Raw genomic sequence first — 17,312 nt, 5'->3', positions numbered from 1 at the left:
ACTAATAATAAATACTAAGATGTAATATTTATTATTTGATTATTTTTAGTAATAATAACACATTATATATAAATTTTCAATATCTATAACATAATTATATTTGAGTAAAATTTTAATATTTATATTGTTTATTTCAATAATTTACTCTAAAATATGATTAAAGGCTGTTATTTTAATATTGGAAGGAGATATTATATATGAAAAAGGTAATATTATTAAGTGGGAGTCCAAATGAGGAAGGCAACACTGTACAAATTCTTAAAGAATGTGCAAAAGTTATAGAACAAAATGGAGTTCAAGCTGAAGTTGTATCATTAGCTGGAATGAAATTGAAGGATTCTATGGATTTTCAGGGAGGATATAATGATGGCTTTGACCAAATAATTCAAAAAATAAAAGAGGCCAAGGGATTTATTGTAGGAGCACCTGTTTACTGGGGAACTGCAAGAGCAGAACTTATGGTGGCACTTCAGAGAATAGCCATGGCATCTATGAAAGACGGAAATTTTTTATCCAGAAAAGTAGGCGGACCTATTGCTGTCGCAAGACGAGCAGGTCAAACATCATCCATACAGGAAATGCTTATGTTTTACCTTTATAATGATATGATTGTACCGGGTTCAACATATTGGAATGTAGTTTTCGGTCAGAAGCCTGGAGAAGCTTTAAATGATGAAGAAGGAATGAGAACAGTAAAGAGATTTTCTGAAAATGTAGCTTATTTGGTAAATAAAATAGATTAATTAATAATAGAAAAGGGGAATACGTTCCCCTTTAATCATGATTTTTTATTTTCTTGTATTTTTTCGTTTAGTTCATTCAAGTAGGTCCAGCGATCCATTTTTTCTTCAAGCTCCTTTTCAAGAGAAGCTTTTTCTTTTAAGAGTTTTTCAATAAGAGTGTAATCCGAGGAAGCCTCCTCCATTTTAGTTTCATTTTCTGATAAAGCTTTTTCTAGATTTTCAATAACTTCGTCTATTTTATCAAATTCAAGCTTTTCTTTATAGGTAAATTTTAAAGGCTTTTCTTTATTGGATTTATAATTATTTTTTTCTGTATTTTTTTTAATTAAAGGCTTTTCTTTCGCTTTCTCTTTTTGAAGTTTGTTGAAGTAAAAATAGTTACCCGTATATTGAGTTATTTTGCCGTTACCTTCAAATGCAAATATTTTATCAACTGTTTTGTCAAGAAAATATCTGTCATGTGATACTGTGATAACAGCACCTTGAAAATTATTTATGTAATCTTCTAAAATTGTAAGTGTTTCTATATCAAGGTCATTTGTAGGTTCATCAAGTAAAAGTACATTAGGATACTTCATCAGTATTTTTAAAAGATAAATACGTCTTCTCTCCCCACCGGAAAGTTTTCCAAGAGGAGTCCACTGCACAGATGGTTCAAATAAAAATTTTTCAAGTATGGAAGAGGCACTTACTCTTTTACCCTGATTATTTGTTACGGATTCTGATGTATCCTGTATATACTCAATTACTATCTCGTTCATATCCATATCAGGAATTCCCTGAGAATAATATCCTATTTTTACAGTTTCACCTGTGCTTACGCTGCCACTGTCAGGCAGTAATTTTCCTGTTAGAATATTCATCAGTGTAGACTTTCCACTTCCGTTGGCACCTATAATTCCTATTCTGTCGTCATTTAATATATTATAAGTGAAATTTTTGATTAAAACTTTTTGTCCGAAGCTTTTATTTATATGATCAAGATTTATGACCTTTTTGCCGATTCGTGTGCTTTGAATACTGATATCAAGCTTTGAATTATTTAAAGATGATTTTTCGCCGGTTAATTGTTCAAACCTTTCTATTCTAGCTTTTTGTTTTGTACTTCTTGCTTTGGCACCTCTTCTTATCCATGAAAGTTCTTTCCTTATAAGATTTTCTCTTTTCCTTTCATTGGCATCTTCTTTTTCAAGTCTTTCTGCCTTCTTTTCAAGAAAATCACTGTAATTTCCTGTATACTTGTAAAGTTTACCTCTATCAAGTTCTAACATTCTATTAGTAATCTTATCCAGGAAAAATCTATCGTGTGTTACCATTAGAAGAGCACCGTTATATTCACCTAAAAAGTCCTCCAACCATTCTATGGTTTCATCATCGAGATGGTTTGTAGGTTCATCAAGTATTAAAATATTTGAGGGAGTTATAAGTGCTGAGGCTAAAGCTACTCTTTTTTTCTGACCGCCTGAAAGCACGGATATCTTTGTATCAAAATTATTTATTCCAAGCTTTGTAAGTATAGTTTTGGCATGACTTTCAATCTCCCAGGCATTTTTTGCATCCATCATGGAATTTAAATTAAAGATTTGACTTTGAAGGTTGCTGTCATCAGGATTTTTTTCAATAAGCTTAAGAGCTTTTTCATAGTCTCTTAAAAGATTCATCACAGGTGAACTGCCTTTAAAAATTTGTTCAAGTACTGTTAAACTGCTGTCACTAAAATCAGAATTTTGAGGAAGATAGTCTATAGATGCTTTGTTTGATGTTATAATTTTACCACTGTCGGACGTTTCAAGTCCTGCAATTACTTTTAAAAGAGTAGATTTTCCAGTACCATTTATGCCAATTACACCTATTTTATCGCCTTCATTTATACCTAAACATATATCTTGAAATAAAATTTTTTCACTATAACTTTTACTTATATTTTCTGCAGTTAATAAATTCATTTTTACACGTCCTTTGCTTTATCAAATTTAGTATATCATATAGTAAATTAAAATATAAAGCAGATTAATTATAAAAATAAGAAGTCATCAATTGAATGAGGCTTCTTATTTTTACATTTTTATTTTGTTAATTCATTTTCCATTAATTTAAAATCATTATCTATAGATTTATCAGGCTTTTTTGTTAAAAGACTAACAACTATTATAGATATGAGAGCAAGTGAAAAACCAGGAATCATTTCATACAAGTAAGCTGATAATCCAGAAACAATCCATATGATAACTGTTAATCCACCTACAATCATACCGGATAGTGCACCCCATTTAGTCATTTTTTTCCAGTAAAGGCTTATTAGAAGTACCGGACCAAAAGCTGAACCAAAACCTGCCCAAGCCTGCCCAACTATATTTAAAATAGTTTTATTTGGAACATATGCAAATATAACTGCAACAGCAGAAACCAGAACAACGGATAATCTTCCTATAAACATTTGAGTATGTTCTGAGGCCTCTTTATTGAAAAAAGTAAGATAAAAATCTTTTGTAATTGAACTTGAACATACTAGAAGTTGAGAAGATATAGTACTCATAATAGCAGCTAGTACTGCCGAAAGTATAATTCCTGTAATAAATGGATGGAACAATATATCTCCAAGTTTTAGAAATACCATTTCAGGATCTTTAAGCGGCATATTATGAGATGTAAAATATACAAGACCTATAAGACCACTTGTAATGGCACCTAAAAGTCCGATAGCCATCCAGCTTATACCTATTCTTCTTGCAGATTTTAATTCCTTTGCAGATTTAATAGCCATAAAACGTACAATAATGTGAGGCTGTCCAAAGTAACCAAGGCCCCAGGCCATAAAGCCGATAATTGTTGCAAAGCTTGTTCCACGCAGCATATCAAATAATGCTGGATTAATTGAAGTTACCTTGTGCACAAAAGTACCTGGAGTTACTCCCAAATTTAAATAAGTTACGATTGGAACCATAAGAAGTACAACAAACATCAAGCTTCCCTGGAAGAAGTCTGTAAGGCTTACAGCTAAAAATCCGCCGAAATATGTATATATTACAACTATGGAAAGTGTAACTACTACACCTGATGTATATGTAAATCCAAATAAGTTTTTGAATAATTTTCCACCTGCTACAATTCCAGATGAAACGTATAAAGTAAAGAAAACAAGAATTACAATTCCAGATACAAGTCTTAGCATATTTGAATTATCTTTAAACCTGTTTTCGAGATAATCAGGTATAGTCTGGGAATCGTTGGCAACTTCAGTATAAATTCTAAATCGTGGAGCTAGCAAGAGATAGTTAAAATAAGCGCCTATAGTTAAACCTATTCCAAGCCACATACTTGAAATACCTGTGGTATATACTGCGCCTGGAAGTCCCATAAGCATCCATCCACTCATATCGCTTGCACCAGCAGATAAAGCTGTTACCATAGGACTGAGGCTTCTGCTGCCAAGCATATAATCAGACATATCATGAGTCCTTCTGTAAGAATAGTACCCAATTAATAGCAAAATAATTAAGTATAAGATAATGGCACTAAGTGATGCAAATTTCATATAAATTCTCCTTTTGTTGTTAAAATTATGTTAATTAAAAAAAACCATATAAATATATTATCATATTAATCATAAATTGATAATTAAATTTATGATTAATATAAAAATAGGAAAAATCCTTTTTGAATAAAATCCTATTATATGGTAAAATAAAATTTGGGTAGTATCATTTTGAGCTGCACCTTAAGTGTTTTTATAAGTTAATATTTTGCTCATATCATTTTGAATGGGACAAGCTGTACGGGAGTTAAACATCAGCTCGATTATAATTTTTTTAATTGTATTACTAAAAGAGACGGTGATGCCATGGAATTTAATATTGGTTTTATCGGTGCCGGAAGAGTAGGCGTAAGCTTAGGTAAATACTTTAGCATTAATGGGCTGAAATTGAAAGGTTACTATAGTAAAAGTGTAAAATCAGCAAAAGAAGCTGCAGATTTTACAAAAAGTAATTTTTACACTGAATTAAAAACCTTAATCAAAGATTGTAATATAATTTTTATCACTACTCCCGATGATATTGTAGAAAGAATATGGAATGAAATTAAGAAATACAATCTAAAAAATAAAATCATTTGCCATTCAAGTGGTTCTTTGTCCTCGTCAATCTTTTCAAATATTAACACTTTGGGAGCATTCGGATATTCTATCCATCCAATGTGCGCTTTTTCAGATAAATTCAATACTTATAAAATTTTAAACAAAATTTATTTCTCGATTGAAGGAGATATAAAATATTTGTCAATTTTAGAATCAATTTTTACTTCAATGGGTAACAAAGTGATTACAATAGATAAAGCTAAAAAACCAATTTATCATCTTGCAAATGTAACAGTTTCAAATTTGGTACTTTCTCTTTTAAATATAGGCTGCAGTTATTTGAAAGAATGTGATATTGATTATGAAACTGCAAAAAATGCGCTCATGCCTTTAATTGAAAATAATATAAACAATATAAAAAACAGCGGTTTTATAGACTCAATTACAGGCCCTGTGGAGCGTGGTGATTTGGAGACAATAAGGAAGCACCTTAATGTAATACCATTTGAAGATATTGAATTGTATAAGCGTTTGTCACTTAATTTAGTTGATTTATCTGAAAAAAAACACATAGGAGAAAATTATCAAGTCATAAAAAATGAACTTAAAAAACGAAAGGATGAAAAAAATGAAAAATAGTATTTCGACTTTTATGAATGCAAAACATAATGGCGAAAAGCTTACCATGTTGACTGCTTATGATTATTCAACAGCTAAGATTATAGATGGAGCAGGTATTAATGGTATTTTGGTTGGCGATTCTTTAGGTATGGTGTGCCTTGGGTACAAAGATACTTTAAGTGTGACGATGGAAGATATGCTTCACCATATAAAAGCAGTTACCAGAGGTGCAAAAAATGCCCTTGTGGTTGGTGATATGCCATTTATGTCCTACCAAACTTCTGTGTATGATGCGGTAAAAAATGCTGGAAGAATGATTCAAGAAGGTTTAGCAGGAGCTGTAAAGCTGGAGGGTGGTGCAACTGTTTATGAACAGGTAAAAGCCATTGTAAAATCACAAATTCCTGTAATGGGACATATTGGACTGACACCACAATCTGTGAACGTATTTGGAGGATTTAAAATTCAAGGCAAGGATGAAATTAAGGCTAAAAAAATAATAGAGGATGCAAAAAAATTAGAACAGGCAGGTGTGTTTTCTATTGTACTTGAAGGAATTCCGTATAAACTAGCAAAAATTATTACGGAAACTGTATCTGTTCCAACTATAGGAATAGGTGCAGGGAAATATTGTGACGGGCAGATTCTTGTGTATCAGGATATGCTGGGATTGTTTTCAGATTTCAAGCCTAAATTTGTTAAGGTTTATGGAAATGCTGGAGAAGTTATGAGAAAAGCATTTGAAGATTATAATGATGAAGTAAAAAGTAGTGCTTTTCCTGATGAAGAGCACAGCTTTAAAATAGATGAAAATGTTATAAATAAATTATATTAAAAGGAGTAATTGATGATGAATACAGTACATTCAATAAAAGAAGTAAGAAATGAAATAAAAAAATGGAGAAAAGAAGGGCTTACTGTTGGGCTTGTGACTACAATGGGTTTTTTGCATGAAGGTCATGAGAGTCTTATTAAAAGGGCATCAGAAGAAAATGACAGGGTAGTTGTAAGTATATTTGTAAATCCAACTCAATTTGGACCAAATGAAGATTTAGAGGCTTATCCAAGGGATATTAAAAGAGATGAAACCGTATGTGAGAAGGCAGGGGCAAATTTAATCTTTAATCCAGATCCTTCAGAAATGTACTATGATGATGCAAGTACTACTGTAAATGTAGCTGGATTAACTGAAGGCTTGTGTGGTGCAAAAAGGCCTGTCCATTTTGGAGGAGTTTGTTTAGTAGTTTCAAAATTTTTTAACATAGTAACTCCTGACAGAGCATATTTTGGAGAAAAAGATGCACAGCAGCTGGCTGTTATAAAGAGAATGGTCAGAGATTTAAACTTTGATATTGAAATAGTGGGCTGTCCTATAGTAAGGGAAAGCGATGGACTTGCCAGGAGCTCGAGGAATATTTATCTTTCGAATGAAGAAAGAAAAGCGGCTTTGATTTTGAATAAGAGCCTTAATTTAGCTAAACAGTCTTTAAATGAGGGTGAAAGAGATGCAAATAAAGTAAAAGATATAATTATTGAAAAATTGAATTCAGAGAGTTTGGCTAAAGTGGATTATGTTGAGATAGTGGATAGCTCAAATTTAAAACCTGCTTTCAACATTAATAAACCTGTTCTGGTCGCAATTGCAGTTTATATTGGTAAAACAAGACTTATAGACAACTTTACTTTTAAAATGTAAATTTATTTGGAACTTAGGAGGAAAATTATGCAGATAAACATACTAAAATCTAAAATTCACAGGGCGACAGTTACGGAAGCAAATCTTAATTATGTAGGAAGTATAACAATTGATAAAAAATTGATGGATAATGCAAATATAATTGAATATGAAAAAATTCAAGTGGTAAATGTAAACAATGCAAGCAGACTTGAAACGTATGTTATAGCTGGTAAAAGAGGAAGTAAAGTAGTTTGTCTTAATGGTGCGGCTGCAAGATATGTACAACCAGGTGATAAAGTTATTCTTATGACTTATGGACAGATGGATGATTGTGAAGCTAGAGAGTATAAGCCAACAGTAGTATTTGTGAATGATGACAACTCCATTTCAGAAGTAACGAATTATGAAAGACATGGAGAAATAAAATAATATTAAAAGATAAAAATATAAATACCCCAAAATTTTTTATATAAAGTTTATGGGGTATTTATTATTGAATTGTTTAAACTAGTATTGTATGATAACCTCATGACTATATTATAATAGGAGAGTAAAAATGGATTATACATTGATTGCAACCGCTACCTTTGGACTTGAATCTGTAGTGGCAAAAGAACTTAAAAATCTTGGATATGATGATTTGAAAGTAGAAAATGGAAAAGTAACTTTTAGTGGTGACGAGATGGATATAGTTACCTGTAATTTATGGCTTAGAACAGCTGACAGGGTACTTATAAAAATGGCAGAATTTAAAGCGGAGAGTTTTGAAGAACTTTTTCAGGGTACACGTTCTGTTGATTGGGCAGGACTTATGCCTGAAGATGCCTTTATGCATATAACGGGAAAGTCAGTTAAGTCAAAATTGCACAGTGTTCCTGATTGTCAGTCCATAGTTAAAAAGGCAGTAGTTGAAGCTATGAAGAGTAAATACAATTTAGAAAAATTTGAGGAAACAGGTGCGGAGTATAAAATAGAAGTAGGAATATTGAAGGATATAGTTACGTTAACCGTAGATACCTCGGGTGAGGGGCTTCACAAAAGGGGATACAGAAAAAATTCCGGGGGTGCACCAATTAAAGAAACTCTTGCAGCAGCCCTGGTGCTTTTAAGCAAATGGGAGCCATCGATAACATTATGCGATCCTATGTGTGGTTCAGGAACTATTGCCATTGAAGCAGCCTTGATAGGAAAAAATATAGCACCTGGCCTGAATAGAAGATTCGTTTCAGAACAATGGGGCATAATTCCGCAAGATATATGGGAAGATTTAAGAAGATATGCCAAAAATTCTATAAATGACAATAAACTTGCTATAATGGCATCTGATATAGATGGATGGGTAATTAGTACTGCAAGGATCAATGCTAAAAAGGCAGGTGTGTCAGATTGTATAGAATTTAAAAAAATGCCTGTTCAGGATTTTACATCAAAAAAGACATGTGGCTTTATAATAAGCAATCCACCATATGGAGAAAGACTCGGAGAACTAAAAGAAGCTGAAAAACTTTATGAAGATATTGGAAGCGTATTTTCAAAACTTAAGGGATGGTCATATTTTATAATAACAGCCCATGATGGTTTTGAAAAACATTTTGGTAAAAAATCAAACAAGAACAGAAAACTTTACAATGGCAAACTAAAATGTCATTATTATCAGTATTATAGTTAACGTAAGCACTAATATTTGGTATACTTAATACATAAATAAAATATTTTTAATGACAAAATTGATTTATGGAGGGGTTTAGAATGGAAGTATCTGAAGAAAAACAGAATAAGGAAATAGAAATGGCAAATGAATTACAGGCATTTTCACAGGAACTGGCAGCTTCATCTGAAGAGCTGGCAACTTCTACACAAAAGATGTCTAGTAATAGCGAAAATGTAGGAAATTTGATTAATGAAACTCAAGAAGGTATATCCAGTATGGATGATATAATAAAGTACATAAAAAGTATTGCAGATACTACAAATCTGTTAGGACTTAATGCTTCAATTGAAGCTGCCAGGGCAGGCGAACATGGTAGAGGATTTTCAGTCGTAGCAGGAGAAATAAGGAAACTTGCTGCAAATAGTAAGGATTCAACCAGACAGATTAATGATACACTGGCAAAAATTAAAGAAAATATAAACAGTATAGTAAATGTATTAAATGAATTTTCTAGCAGTAGTAAGACTCAGGCCGCTCAGGCTGAACAAATAGCAGCTGGAAGTCAAAAACTTAGTGAATTATCAACTAAACTTTTAAACATATCAGGCAATACCAATAAATAAGTATATAAATATATTAAATGACTTATATAAAATATATAAGCCATTTTAATATTTGTTAAAACTTTTTTAATTAGGAGAACTTCAATGAATAAAGATTTAAAAAACATGATTATTGTATTTTTAGGTTCTTTTCTTTTATCTTTATTTTCAAACACTATGTCACCCTTCATAACTACAATAGAGAAAACATATAATTTATCCGGCAATACGATTGCAATACTTCCACCGGTAGTTTATTTTGCTTCGTTTGTAATGAGTATAGTAGGTGCAAAATTAATGCCGGCATTGGGAATAAAAAAAGGAATATATACGGGATTTTCATGTGTGATTTTTTCAAGCTTTATAATTTTGATATCCAGATCTTTTTATGTGTTATTATTTGGATACTTTATAGCAGGATTAGCAATTGGTATGAATTATGTGTTTTTAAGTGCAATGCTTTCACTATTGCCTAAAAGATATCAGAAATTTGGACTTTATAATGCTTGTTTTGGTTTAGGTGGAATTTTAATATTGCCTATAGACAGATTTGTACTTAGAAATGGAATGAAATTTAATTATACTTATATTATTCATATAGTACTTATGTGCCTATTTGTGATTATTGCAACTAAGATTGACGATGTATCATTAAATGATATAAATAATGTTCCTTCTAGTAAATTTTCTTTTAGTGTATTAAAGAAATCTTTTGTATTGCTTTTATCAATAGCTATATTTTTTTATGTTGGTGCAGAAATATCAACTACAAACTGGACGGGTGGTTTTCTTGAAAAATATTATGGTATGAGCAAGGCTGAAGTACCAAATATTCTTTCTGGATTCTGGATTCTATTTACTTTTGGAAGGGCTGTAGGAGACAAATTTTTATATAAAGTAGGAAGACTTGAATATTTGTCGGTTGCTCCTTTAATAGCTATTATAGGAATATTTATAATATTATCTGGTACAAGTAAAATTCAGGCATTAATAGGAATTGGCATTATTGGTTTGACTATGTCACTGATATATCCTGCATTACAGGGACATATTATACAAAATGTTGAAAGGAAAGATATTACTTCTACTTCATCTGTCATGGTGATATTTAATAATTTTGGTGCTATGTTTTTAACTTATATGATAGGATTTGCAGGTGGAATAAAAATTACGTATGTTTTTATAATTCAAATAGTTTTCTATGTTTATATATTTATTGTCTCTGTACATTATTTAGTTCTTAAAAAGAAATAGATATTTGTTACACGAAATGCTTTTGTCGTTTAAAACGATTAAAAAAGTTGGATTATTATGTTAGAATAAATATAAACTTATTCTAAAATCAATTTCCAAATTTAGGGGGCTTTTTATGGAAAATACAAATTCAAATGTAAGTTTTGACATTAAAAATGCAAAACTTTCACTAAATTCAATTTCAGTTTATAGAAATTTACTGAAGGATAAAGTTGTAAATAGTTTATATTTATTTTTGAATTATGCAGATGGCGAAAAAGTAGAACTAGACCATACAGCAGAATTATATAATAATTTTTTCTTTAATCTTTCAGAAAGCGGGACGAATTCCTTAAAGGAGTATATTATAAACAAAATTTTGTTTGATGAAAATGCTTTTTCAAGGATAGAGAAGCATAAAAATATTGAAGATGCTGCAGCTAATGATTTGAAAAAACTTCAATTTATTGCCAGCTTGAAGGGCAGCTTTATAAAGGACAGACTTTTGAAGATTTTTGATAAGAATAAGTTTAAAAATGTAATAGAAGAATTTCCACAATGGGGCGAAGTAGAAAAACTTGATCTTACAAATATTCCAGAACATATAAAATTGATTAAGGAGAGCTTATATAACAGCGATAATTGGAATGAATGCATTTATGATTTGAAAAAATTTCATCAAAATTATGGCTGTGGCATATTTGCATTTTACAGGGCATTTGTATGGGAATATGTTGATGGAAAGTCACAGTTTAAGTGTATAAGCAATCCAGATCCAGTGGAGCTTTCAGATTTTATAGGATATGAAAACGAAAGAAAAATTGTAATAGAGAACACTGTTCAATTTTTAAAAGGATTCCCGTCCAACAATGTGCTTTTATATGGTGACAGGGGGACAGGAAAATCATCTACTGTGAAAGCAATACTTAATAAATATTATAAAGATGGGCTTCGAATGATAGAGCTGCCTAAAGCTCATATTATAGATTTTCCTGATATAATAAGACAATTAAAGGATAAACCTCAGAAATTTATTATATTTATAGATGATTTGGTATTTGGAGATAATGAAGAAAGTTATACAGCACTTAAATCTATACTTGAGGGTGGAATTGAAAGCAAATCAAGAAATATTTTAATATATGCAACTTCAAATAGGAGGCATCTGGTAAAAGAATATTTCAGCGATAGGGATTCTGCTAAATCTCAGCGTGGTGATGGGGAAATACATTATGGTGACAGCAGGCAGGAAAAACTTTCTCTTGCAGATAGATTTGGTATAAATGTACTATTTTCATCTCCTGATAAGAAAAGATACTTAGAAATTGTAGATGGAATTGCAGATAAAAGAAAATTAAAAATTGACAGGAAGACTCTTCATAGAGAAGCTGTAAAATGGGAAATGTGGTATAACGGACCTTCCGCAAGGACAGCTGTACAATTTATTGATTGGATAGAAGGGAAAAATAAAATAGAAAATAAATAAAAATATTGGAGGAATAAATATGATATCTGATAAAATGAAGGATTATGTATCTAAAAGTTCTATAATAAGGGCAATGTTTGAAGAAGGAAAAAGATTAGCAGCTATATATGGTGCAGAAAATGTGTTTGATTACAGCCTTGGAAACCCAAATGTAGAGCCACCAGAAGATATAAAAAAAGCAATAACAGAAATATTATCTGAAGAATCTCCAAATTTAGTTCATGGATATATGAGCAATTCAGGCTATGAGGATGTAAGGGATATAATTGCAAAACATATTAATAAAAAGTATGATTTGAAACTGACTGAGGATAATCTTATAATGACATGTGGTGCTGCAGGTGGTTTGAATATTGTTTTAAAGACTCTTTTGAACCCGGGAGATGAAGTTATTACTTTTTCACCATTCTTTGGAGAATATGAAAACTATGTAAAAAATTTTGATGGACAGCTTGTAATTGTTCCATCAAATACAGAAACTTTTGAACCTGATTTAAATGCACTTGAAGATGCAATAAATAGTAAAACAAAGGCAGTAATAATAAATTCACCAAATAATCCAACAGGTATAGTTTATTCAGAAAAGCTTATTAAGGAGTTAGGGGAAGTTCTTGAGAGAAAACAGCAGCAACTTAACAGCAGTATATATTTAATTTCAGATGAACCTTACAGAGAAATAGCATATGATGGGGTGAAGGTTCCTTACATATTAAATTATTATAGAAATTCAATTGTAGGATATTCCTATAGCAAATCACTTTCACTTCCTGGTGAGAGAATAGGATATGTAGTTTGTAATACTGAAATGGATGATTTTAAAGATGTAATGGCTGCTCTTAATGTTGCAAATAGAATTTTAGGATTTGTAAATGCTCCATCCATGTTTCAGAGAGTAATTGCAAAATGCATTGATTCAAAAGTAGATGTCAATATATATAAGAAAAATAGAGATCTTCTTTATAACCACCTTGTAAAAATAGGATTTTCCTGTGTAAAACCAGAAGGAGCTTTCTATTTATTTCCTAAGTCTTTAATTCCAGATGACAAAGAATTTGCAAAGGAAGCAAAGAAATTTAATTTACTTATAGTTCCAGGTTCGTCTTTTAAGTGTCCGGGTCATTTCAGACTATCATACTGTATTTCATATGAACAGATAGAAAGGTCTTTAGACAGCTTTGATAAACTTGCAAAAAAATATATTTAGATAGTTAATGTATGTTTTAATTTATAAAAATAGGATAAGGTGAACCATATGGCTCACCTTATCCTATTTTTTACCTGCTAATTTAAATTAGTAGGTAAATATCATTTTTCCAACTTTCAAAGCTAAAGGTCTTGACCAGAGCCATTTATTTGTAGCAGAATCGTCAAAGTAATAAATAGCACCTTTTGTTGGATCAGAACCGTATAAAGCTTCAAGTGCAGCCTTTTTTGAATCAGCAGAAGCTGTCTTGTTTATCCATCCATTTGATACTGGAGTAAACTGATAATATCCAGAGGATTTTTCATAGATTACATCCTTTATAGTAGATGGAAACTGAGAACTTTTTACTCTATTTAATACAACAGCTGCTACTGCAACCTTTGCTGTATAAGGTTCAGTTTCCGCTTCTGCAGTTACTAGCCTTGCAAGTAAATCTAAGTCACTTTGAGTGTATGGAACTATAGGTGATTTTGTAGAGCTTGTCCCTTTAAAAACAATTCCACCAGGGATATTGAGTATTTGACCGGGATATATATATCTTGCTGTATTATTGGCTGCTATTAATGCATCAATAGATATATTATATTTTTTTGCTATTAAATAAAGAGTATCAGATGGTTGTACTGTGTAAGTTTTTGAATCAATTTTCAGAACCTGATTCGGGTATATTTGACTTGTAGCAAGATTGTTATTTTTCATTATAGTGTCTGGAGTGGTTTTAAATAATAACCCTATTTTATAAAGTGAGTCATAAGGTTTAATAGTGTAACTGGCTGCATATACATTTGTGAAAGACAGCATTGAAAATGCCGCGGCAAAAAAGATTGTTCTGATTTTTTTAAAATTCATAATTAATTTTCCTCCCTGTTTGCCTACGAGGTTAGCTGACGGGTTCGGGCAGAGATACCCTACCTTTTAAAAAAAGATTCACCCCAAATAATGTATCCCCCGTATCTCATTTTGTTGAGATTTAGGCTTGTCTACATATGCTATCTTAACAATGATTACAGAAGATATCTATATTAAATCACTGGGAGTTCAGGCATAAAAAACTATTCCATCAGAAAAATATGCATGATTAACAATTATTAGATGATAATTAAGAAAGGGGCTGTCGCACTAAAAAATTAGTGGACAGCCCCTTGAAATATTTCTTAACTATTAATTATTAACTTTTAACCCGGCATTCATACTTCCAGTTTTATAGCCTGAAACATCTAAAGTTACATAAGTAAAACCTATTTCTTTAAGCTTTTTCCCAACTTTGTCCATAATATCTAAATCAAAAAATTTACTTCTTTCATCAGGGGCAACTTCTATTCTTGCAATTTGTCCATGATATCTTACTCTTACCTGTTTGAAACCGAGATCAAGTAAGAATTGTTCCGAATCCTCTACCATCTTTAATTTTTTGCTGTTTATTTCATTTCCGTATGGAAATCTTGAGGACAGGCATGCAAAAGATGGCTTGTTCCATGTTGGAAGGCCCATTTCTTTGGAGTATGCTCTTATATCATCTTTAGTTAGTTTGGCATCCTTTAGTGGACTTACTACACCGAGTTCTTTTGCAGCTTCCATTCCCGGCCTGTAATCTCCGGTATCATCAAGATTGGAACCATCAAAGACATATTTTGCACCGTTTTCTTTTGCAACATTTTGAAGCTTTGAAAACAATTCTTTTTTGCAATAATAGCATCTATTTACAGGATTTTTAGCATATCCCTTAATATCCAATTCTTCAGAATTTATGATTATATGTTTTACTTCCATGGATTTAGCATATTTTTTAGCCTCATTTAATTCTCTTTTAGGATATGTAGAAGAAGTAGCAGTTACAGCAATAACATTATTACCTAGAACTTCGTGTGCAACTTTTAAGAGAAAAGTGCTGTCTACTCCACCTGAAAACGCAACAACGGCACTTTCAAATTTCTTGAGATTTTCTTTTAGTAGTTCTAACTTATCAGCCATGTTAACCCCCCAATATCATCTTAAATTTATTTTACTTATTAATTATAACATAATTTTAATAAGGAAAGGATAAAGAAAGAACCTCTTTATTTTTAGTAAAGGGATTCTTTATTTTAGTTATTTGTTGACTCTTTGTAATTTTTAAATTGTAAATCTATATATGGGTTATCATCTATAAATTTCACATATTTATCAAAGCAATCTACAGTTTGTTTATCTATAGTATGCTCCATTTTTTCTGTTTCTTGTAAAATTTTCTCATCATTCACTCCTATAAGCTTTAAAAATTTTTCTATAGTTTTGTGTCTGTGCACAAGATATTTGGCTATTTTTATACCACTGTTCTCGAGCATTACAACTCCATATTTTTCATACTTTAGAATTTTAAGCTTTGACAGCTTCTGTATCATTTTAGTGACGGAAGGGGGCTGAACATTCAGTGATTCCGATAGATCATGCACTCTTGTAAAGCCGCAATCTATTGATAATCTATAAATCATTTCAACATAATCTTCCATTGAGGCAGTTAAAAGATTTTCATCTTTTTTCATATATTCATTAAAAGTAAAAAACTTGTCTTCATCCATACTTTCACCTGCTTTAAACATATAGTCCTTAGTAAATTATATGATCGATAAAAAATAAAATTACATATTGTAACAATTTTATATGGGCACACATAATTTATTAATATAAATAATTAGCTTAGGTTAATATACTTGTACTCAGTTAACAATCTTTTTTACTTTATGATGGAAAATTGTTCACTGTGAATTTCTAATTGTCCAATAAACAAGGAGTGAATAAAAAATGGAATCAGAACTAAACATAAGAGTTAGATTTAAAACAATGTCTAAATTCTTAGGACCAGCTTTTATTATTAGTGTAGCATATATTGATCCTGGAAACTTTGCAACTAATATTACAGCTGGTTCCACATTTAGTTATGAACTTATATGGGTTGTCGTGTGGAGTAATATAGCAGCAATATTTCTTCAAACAATGTCAGCCAAAGTTGGTATAGCTACAGGGTGCAATCTTCCACAGTTATGTTCTAAATTTTTTCCGAAATCCATAAATTATTTTTTTTGGATAATTGCTGAAATAGGGGCCATGGCGACGGATTTAGCGGAATTTTTTGGAGGCGCGTTAGGATTATATTTGCTATTTGGAATTCCACTTGTATATGCTGGAATATTAACTGGCATAATAACATTATTTATATGTTATACACAAAAATATGGACAGAGAATTGTAGAAATTATAATAGGAGTACTTGTATCTATTATATGTATAGCATATGTAATTGAATTGTTTCTGGCAAAACCTGATTTTGGCACCATAGCAATACATACTGTGGTGCCAATGATATCCGGTAATAAAGATCTTTTGATTGCAGTTGGTATGCTTGGAGCTACAGTTATGCCGCATGTAATTTACTTGCATTCAGAACTAGTGCAGTATAGAAAAAATAATTTTTATGGTGATGAAAAATTAAATCATCTAAAAATGGAAAAGCTAGATATAGCATTAGCCATGAATATAGCATTTATAGTTAATGCTGCAATGGTTATAGTTTCTGCTGCAGTATTTTATAAAAATGGCATGCAGGTAAATACAATAGAAGAAGCGCATAAGTCACTTCAGCCTCTCTTAGGTTCACTTTCAAGTGCTGCTTTTGGAATTGCACTTTTAGCTTCAGGACTATCTTCTTCAGCAGTTGGAACTATGGCAGGTCAGGTTATTATGAGAGGGTTTGTGAATTTAAGCATACCTGTGAATGTAAGAAGATTAATTACTATGGCTCCAGCTATGATAATAATATTTATGGGCTTTGATCCTATGAAAGCTCTTGTCTTAAGTCAGGTAGTTCTTAGTTTTATACTTCCCTTTCCGATTATTCAATTATTATATATTGCAAGGCGTAAAGACTTAATGGGTGTTTTAGTTAATAAATTAGCTACTAAGATTGTAGGAATTATGATTGCTGCATTAATAATAGTTTTAAATGTGGTACTCATAGTTGTCACTTTAAGTTAGAAATATTG

The 17,312-nt window shown here is 31.2% G+C and carries 16 protein-coding genes and 1 riboswitch; of the genes, 11 read left to right on the top strand and 5 right to left on the bottom strand.

Annotated features, from left to right (window positions below):
* Positions 1-197 precede the first annotated feature (197 nt).
* Positions 198-743, top strand: coding sequence for a flavodoxin family protein (locus J2Z42_RS09615; RefSeq protein WP_209702421.1), 546 nt, complete (start codon positions 198-200; stop codon positions 741-743).
* A 35-nt stretch (positions 744-778) separates the two neighbouring features.
* On the opposite strand, the gene J2Z42_RS09610 is transcribed toward J2Z42_RS09615, so the two are convergent.
* Positions 779-2,689 carry an ABC-F family ATP-binding cassette domain-containing protein gene (locus J2Z42_RS09610; protein WP_209702420.1) on the bottom strand — a complete coding sequence of 637 codons (1,911 nt, stop codon included), beginning with the start codon at positions 2,687-2,689 and terminating at the stop codon, positions 779-781.
* A gap of 119 nt (positions 2,690-2,808) precedes the next feature.
* A complete protein-coding gene (gene putP, locus J2Z42_RS09605; protein WP_209702419.1) occupies positions 2,809-4,278 on the bottom strand; it encodes a sodium/proline symporter PutP in 1,470 nt (489 codons plus the stop codon).
* A gap of 306 nt (positions 4,279-4,584) precedes the next feature.
* Here putP and J2Z42_RS09600 point away from each other — a divergent pair, with 306 nt between their 5' ends.
* The 9 genes from J2Z42_RS09600 to J2Z42_RS09560 all read left to right on the top strand — a co-directional run bounded on the left by J2Z42_RS09600 (position 4,585) and on the right by J2Z42_RS09560 (position 13,293).
* Positions 4,585-5,457, top strand: coding sequence for a Rossmann-like and DUF2520 domain-containing protein (locus J2Z42_RS09600; protein ID WP_209702418.1), 873 nt, complete (start codon positions 4,585-4,587; stop codon positions 5,455-5,457).
* On the top strand, positions 5,447-6,274 hold the full coding sequence (gene panB, locus J2Z42_RS09595) for a 3-methyl-2-oxobutanoate hydroxymethyltransferase (RefSeq protein ID WP_209702417.1): 828 nt from the start codon (positions 5,447-5,449) through the stop codon (positions 6,272-6,274). Before J2Z42_RS09600 ends, panB begins: the two co-directional genes overlap by 11 nt.
* Before the next feature lie 15 nt (positions 6,275-6,289).
* Positions 6,290-7,135 carry a pantoate--beta-alanine ligase gene (gene panC / locus J2Z42_RS09590; protein WP_209702416.1) on the top strand — a complete coding sequence of 282 codons (846 nt, stop codon included), beginning with the start codon at positions 6,290-6,292 and terminating at the stop codon, positions 7,133-7,135.
* A 27-nt stretch (positions 7,136-7,162) separates the two neighbouring features.
* Positions 7,163-7,546, top strand: a complete 384-nt coding sequence (panD, locus tag J2Z42_RS09585) for an aspartate 1-decarboxylase (protein WP_209702415.1) — start codon at positions 7,163-7,165, stop codon at positions 7,544-7,546.
* Positions 7,547-7,673: 127 nt separating this feature from the next.
* Positions 7,674-8,786 carry a THUMP domain-containing class I SAM-dependent RNA methyltransferase gene (locus J2Z42_RS09580; RefSeq protein WP_209702414.1) on the top strand — a complete coding sequence of 371 codons (1,113 nt, stop codon included), beginning with the start codon at positions 7,674-7,676 and terminating at the stop codon, positions 8,784-8,786.
* Positions 8,787-8,866: 80 nt separating this feature from the next.
* On the top strand, positions 8,867-9,391 hold the full coding sequence (locus tag J2Z42_RS09575; protein WP_245331563.1) for a methyl-accepting chemotaxis protein: 525 nt from the start codon (positions 8,867-8,869) through the stop codon (positions 9,389-9,391).
* A gap of 84 nt (positions 9,392-9,475) precedes the next feature.
* Positions 9,476-10,624 carry an MFS transporter gene (locus J2Z42_RS09570; protein ID WP_209702412.1) on the top strand — a complete coding sequence of 383 codons (1,149 nt, stop codon included), beginning with the start codon at positions 9,476-9,478 and terminating at the stop codon, positions 10,622-10,624.
* A gap of 115 nt (positions 10,625-10,739) precedes the next feature.
* Positions 10,740-12,089 (top strand): ATP-binding protein, encoded by a 1,350-nt coding sequence (locus J2Z42_RS09565; RefSeq protein ID WP_209702411.1) that lies wholly within the window; start codon positions 10,740-10,742, stop codon positions 12,087-12,089.
* A gap of 19 nt (positions 12,090-12,108) precedes the next feature.
* Positions 12,109-13,293, top strand: a complete 1,185-nt coding sequence (locus tag J2Z42_RS09560) for a pyridoxal phosphate-dependent aminotransferase (protein ID WP_209702410.1) — start codon at positions 12,109-12,111, stop codon at positions 13,291-13,293.
* A gap of 87 nt (positions 13,294-13,380) precedes the next feature.
* On the opposite strand, the gene J2Z42_RS09555 is transcribed toward J2Z42_RS09560, so the two are convergent.
* The 3 genes from J2Z42_RS09555 to J2Z42_RS09545 all read right to left on the bottom strand — a co-directional run bounded on the left by J2Z42_RS09555 (position 13,381) and on the right by J2Z42_RS09545 (position 15,851).
* Positions 13,381-14,142 (bottom strand): cell wall hydrolase, encoded by a 762-nt coding sequence (locus tag J2Z42_RS09555; protein WP_209702409.1) that lies wholly within the window; start codon positions 14,140-14,142, stop codon positions 13,381-13,383.
* Between the two features lie 6 nt (positions 14,143-14,148).
* Positions 14,149-14,280, bottom strand: a riboswitch (cyclic di-AMP (ydaO/yuaA leader).
* 174 nt (positions 14,281-14,454) lie between these two features.
* A complete protein-coding gene (gene larE / locus J2Z42_RS09550) occupies positions 14,455-15,264 on the bottom strand; it encodes an ATP-dependent sacrificial sulfur transferase LarE (protein WP_209702408.1) in 810 nt (269 codons plus the stop codon).
* Between the two features lie 113 nt (positions 15,265-15,377).
* Complete coding sequence (locus J2Z42_RS09545; RefSeq protein WP_209702407.1) at positions 15,378-15,851, bottom strand: metal-dependent transcriptional regulator; 474 nt, start codon at positions 15,849-15,851, stop codon at positions 15,378-15,380.
* 223 nt (positions 15,852-16,074) lie between these two features.
* Between J2Z42_RS09545 and J2Z42_RS09540 the strand changes: the two genes are divergently transcribed.
* On the top strand, positions 16,075-17,304 hold the full coding sequence (locus J2Z42_RS09540; protein WP_209702406.1) for an Nramp family divalent metal transporter: 1,230 nt from the start codon (positions 16,075-16,077) through the stop codon (positions 17,302-17,304).
* Positions 17,305-17,312: the final 8 nt, after the last annotated feature.

It is taken from the genome of Clostridium algifaecis (assembly GCF_017874415.1).
Lineage (GTDB): Bacteria > Bacillota > Clostridia > Clostridiales > Clostridiaceae > Clostridium_B > Clostridium_B algifaecis.
The sequence above is the reverse complement of the archived record's forward strand: the minus strand, read 5'-3'. Positions and strand labels throughout refer to the sequence as shown.

Bases quoted from the DNA above. Each gene is read 5' to 3' on its own strand.
- J2Z42_RS09615 (WP_209702421.1), top strand. From the start codon at position 198: ATGAAAAAGGTAATATTATTAAGTGGGAGTCCAAATGAGGAAGGCAAC.
- J2Z42_RS09610 (WP_209702420.1), bottom strand. From the start codon at position 2,689: ATGAATTTATTAACTGCAGAAAATATAAGTAAAAGTTATAGTGAAAAA.
- putP (WP_209702419.1), bottom strand. From the start codon at position 4,278: ATGAAATTTGCATCACTTAGTGCCATTATCTTATACTTAATTATTTTG.
- J2Z42_RS09600 (WP_209702418.1), top strand. From the start codon at position 4,585: ATGGAATTTAATATTGGTTTTATCGGTGCCGGAAGAGTAGGCGTAAGC.
- panB (WP_209702417.1), top strand. From the start codon at position 5,447: ATGAAAAATAGTATTTCGACTTTTATGAATGCAAAACATAATGGCGAA.
- panC (WP_209702416.1), top strand. From the start codon at position 6,290: ATGAATACAGTACATTCAATAAAAGAAGTAAGAAATGAAATAAAAAAA.
- panD (WP_209702415.1), top strand. From the start codon at position 7,163: ATGCAGATAAACATACTAAAATCTAAAATTCACAGGGCGACAGTTACG.
- J2Z42_RS09580 (WP_209702414.1), top strand. From the start codon at position 7,674: ATGGATTATACATTGATTGCAACCGCTACCTTTGGACTTGAATCTGTA.
- J2Z42_RS09575 (WP_245331563.1), top strand. From the start codon at position 8,867: ATGGAAGTATCTGAAGAAAAACAGAATAAGGAAATAGAAATGGCAAAT.
- J2Z42_RS09570 (WP_209702412.1), top strand. From the start codon at position 9,476: ATGAATAAAGATTTAAAAAACATGATTATTGTATTTTTAGGTTCTTTT.
- J2Z42_RS09565 (WP_209702411.1), top strand. From the start codon at position 10,740: ATGGAAAATACAAATTCAAATGTAAGTTTTGACATTAAAAATGCAAAA.
- J2Z42_RS09560 (WP_209702410.1), top strand. From the start codon at position 12,109: ATGATATCTGATAAAATGAAGGATTATGTATCTAAAAGTTCTATAATA.
- J2Z42_RS09555 (WP_209702409.1), bottom strand. From the start codon at position 14,142: ATGAATTTTAAAAAAATCAGAACAATCTTTTTTGCCGCGGCATTTTCA.
- larE (WP_209702408.1), bottom strand. From the start codon at position 15,264: ATGGCTGATAAGTTAGAACTACTAAAAGAAAATCTCAAGAAATTTGAA.
- J2Z42_RS09545 (WP_209702407.1), bottom strand. From the start codon at position 15,851: ATGGATGAAGACAAGTTTTTTACTTTTAATGAATATATGAAAAAAGAT.
- J2Z42_RS09540 (WP_209702406.1), top strand. From the start codon at position 16,075: ATGGAATCAGAACTAAACATAAGAGTTAGATTTAAAACAATGTCTAAA.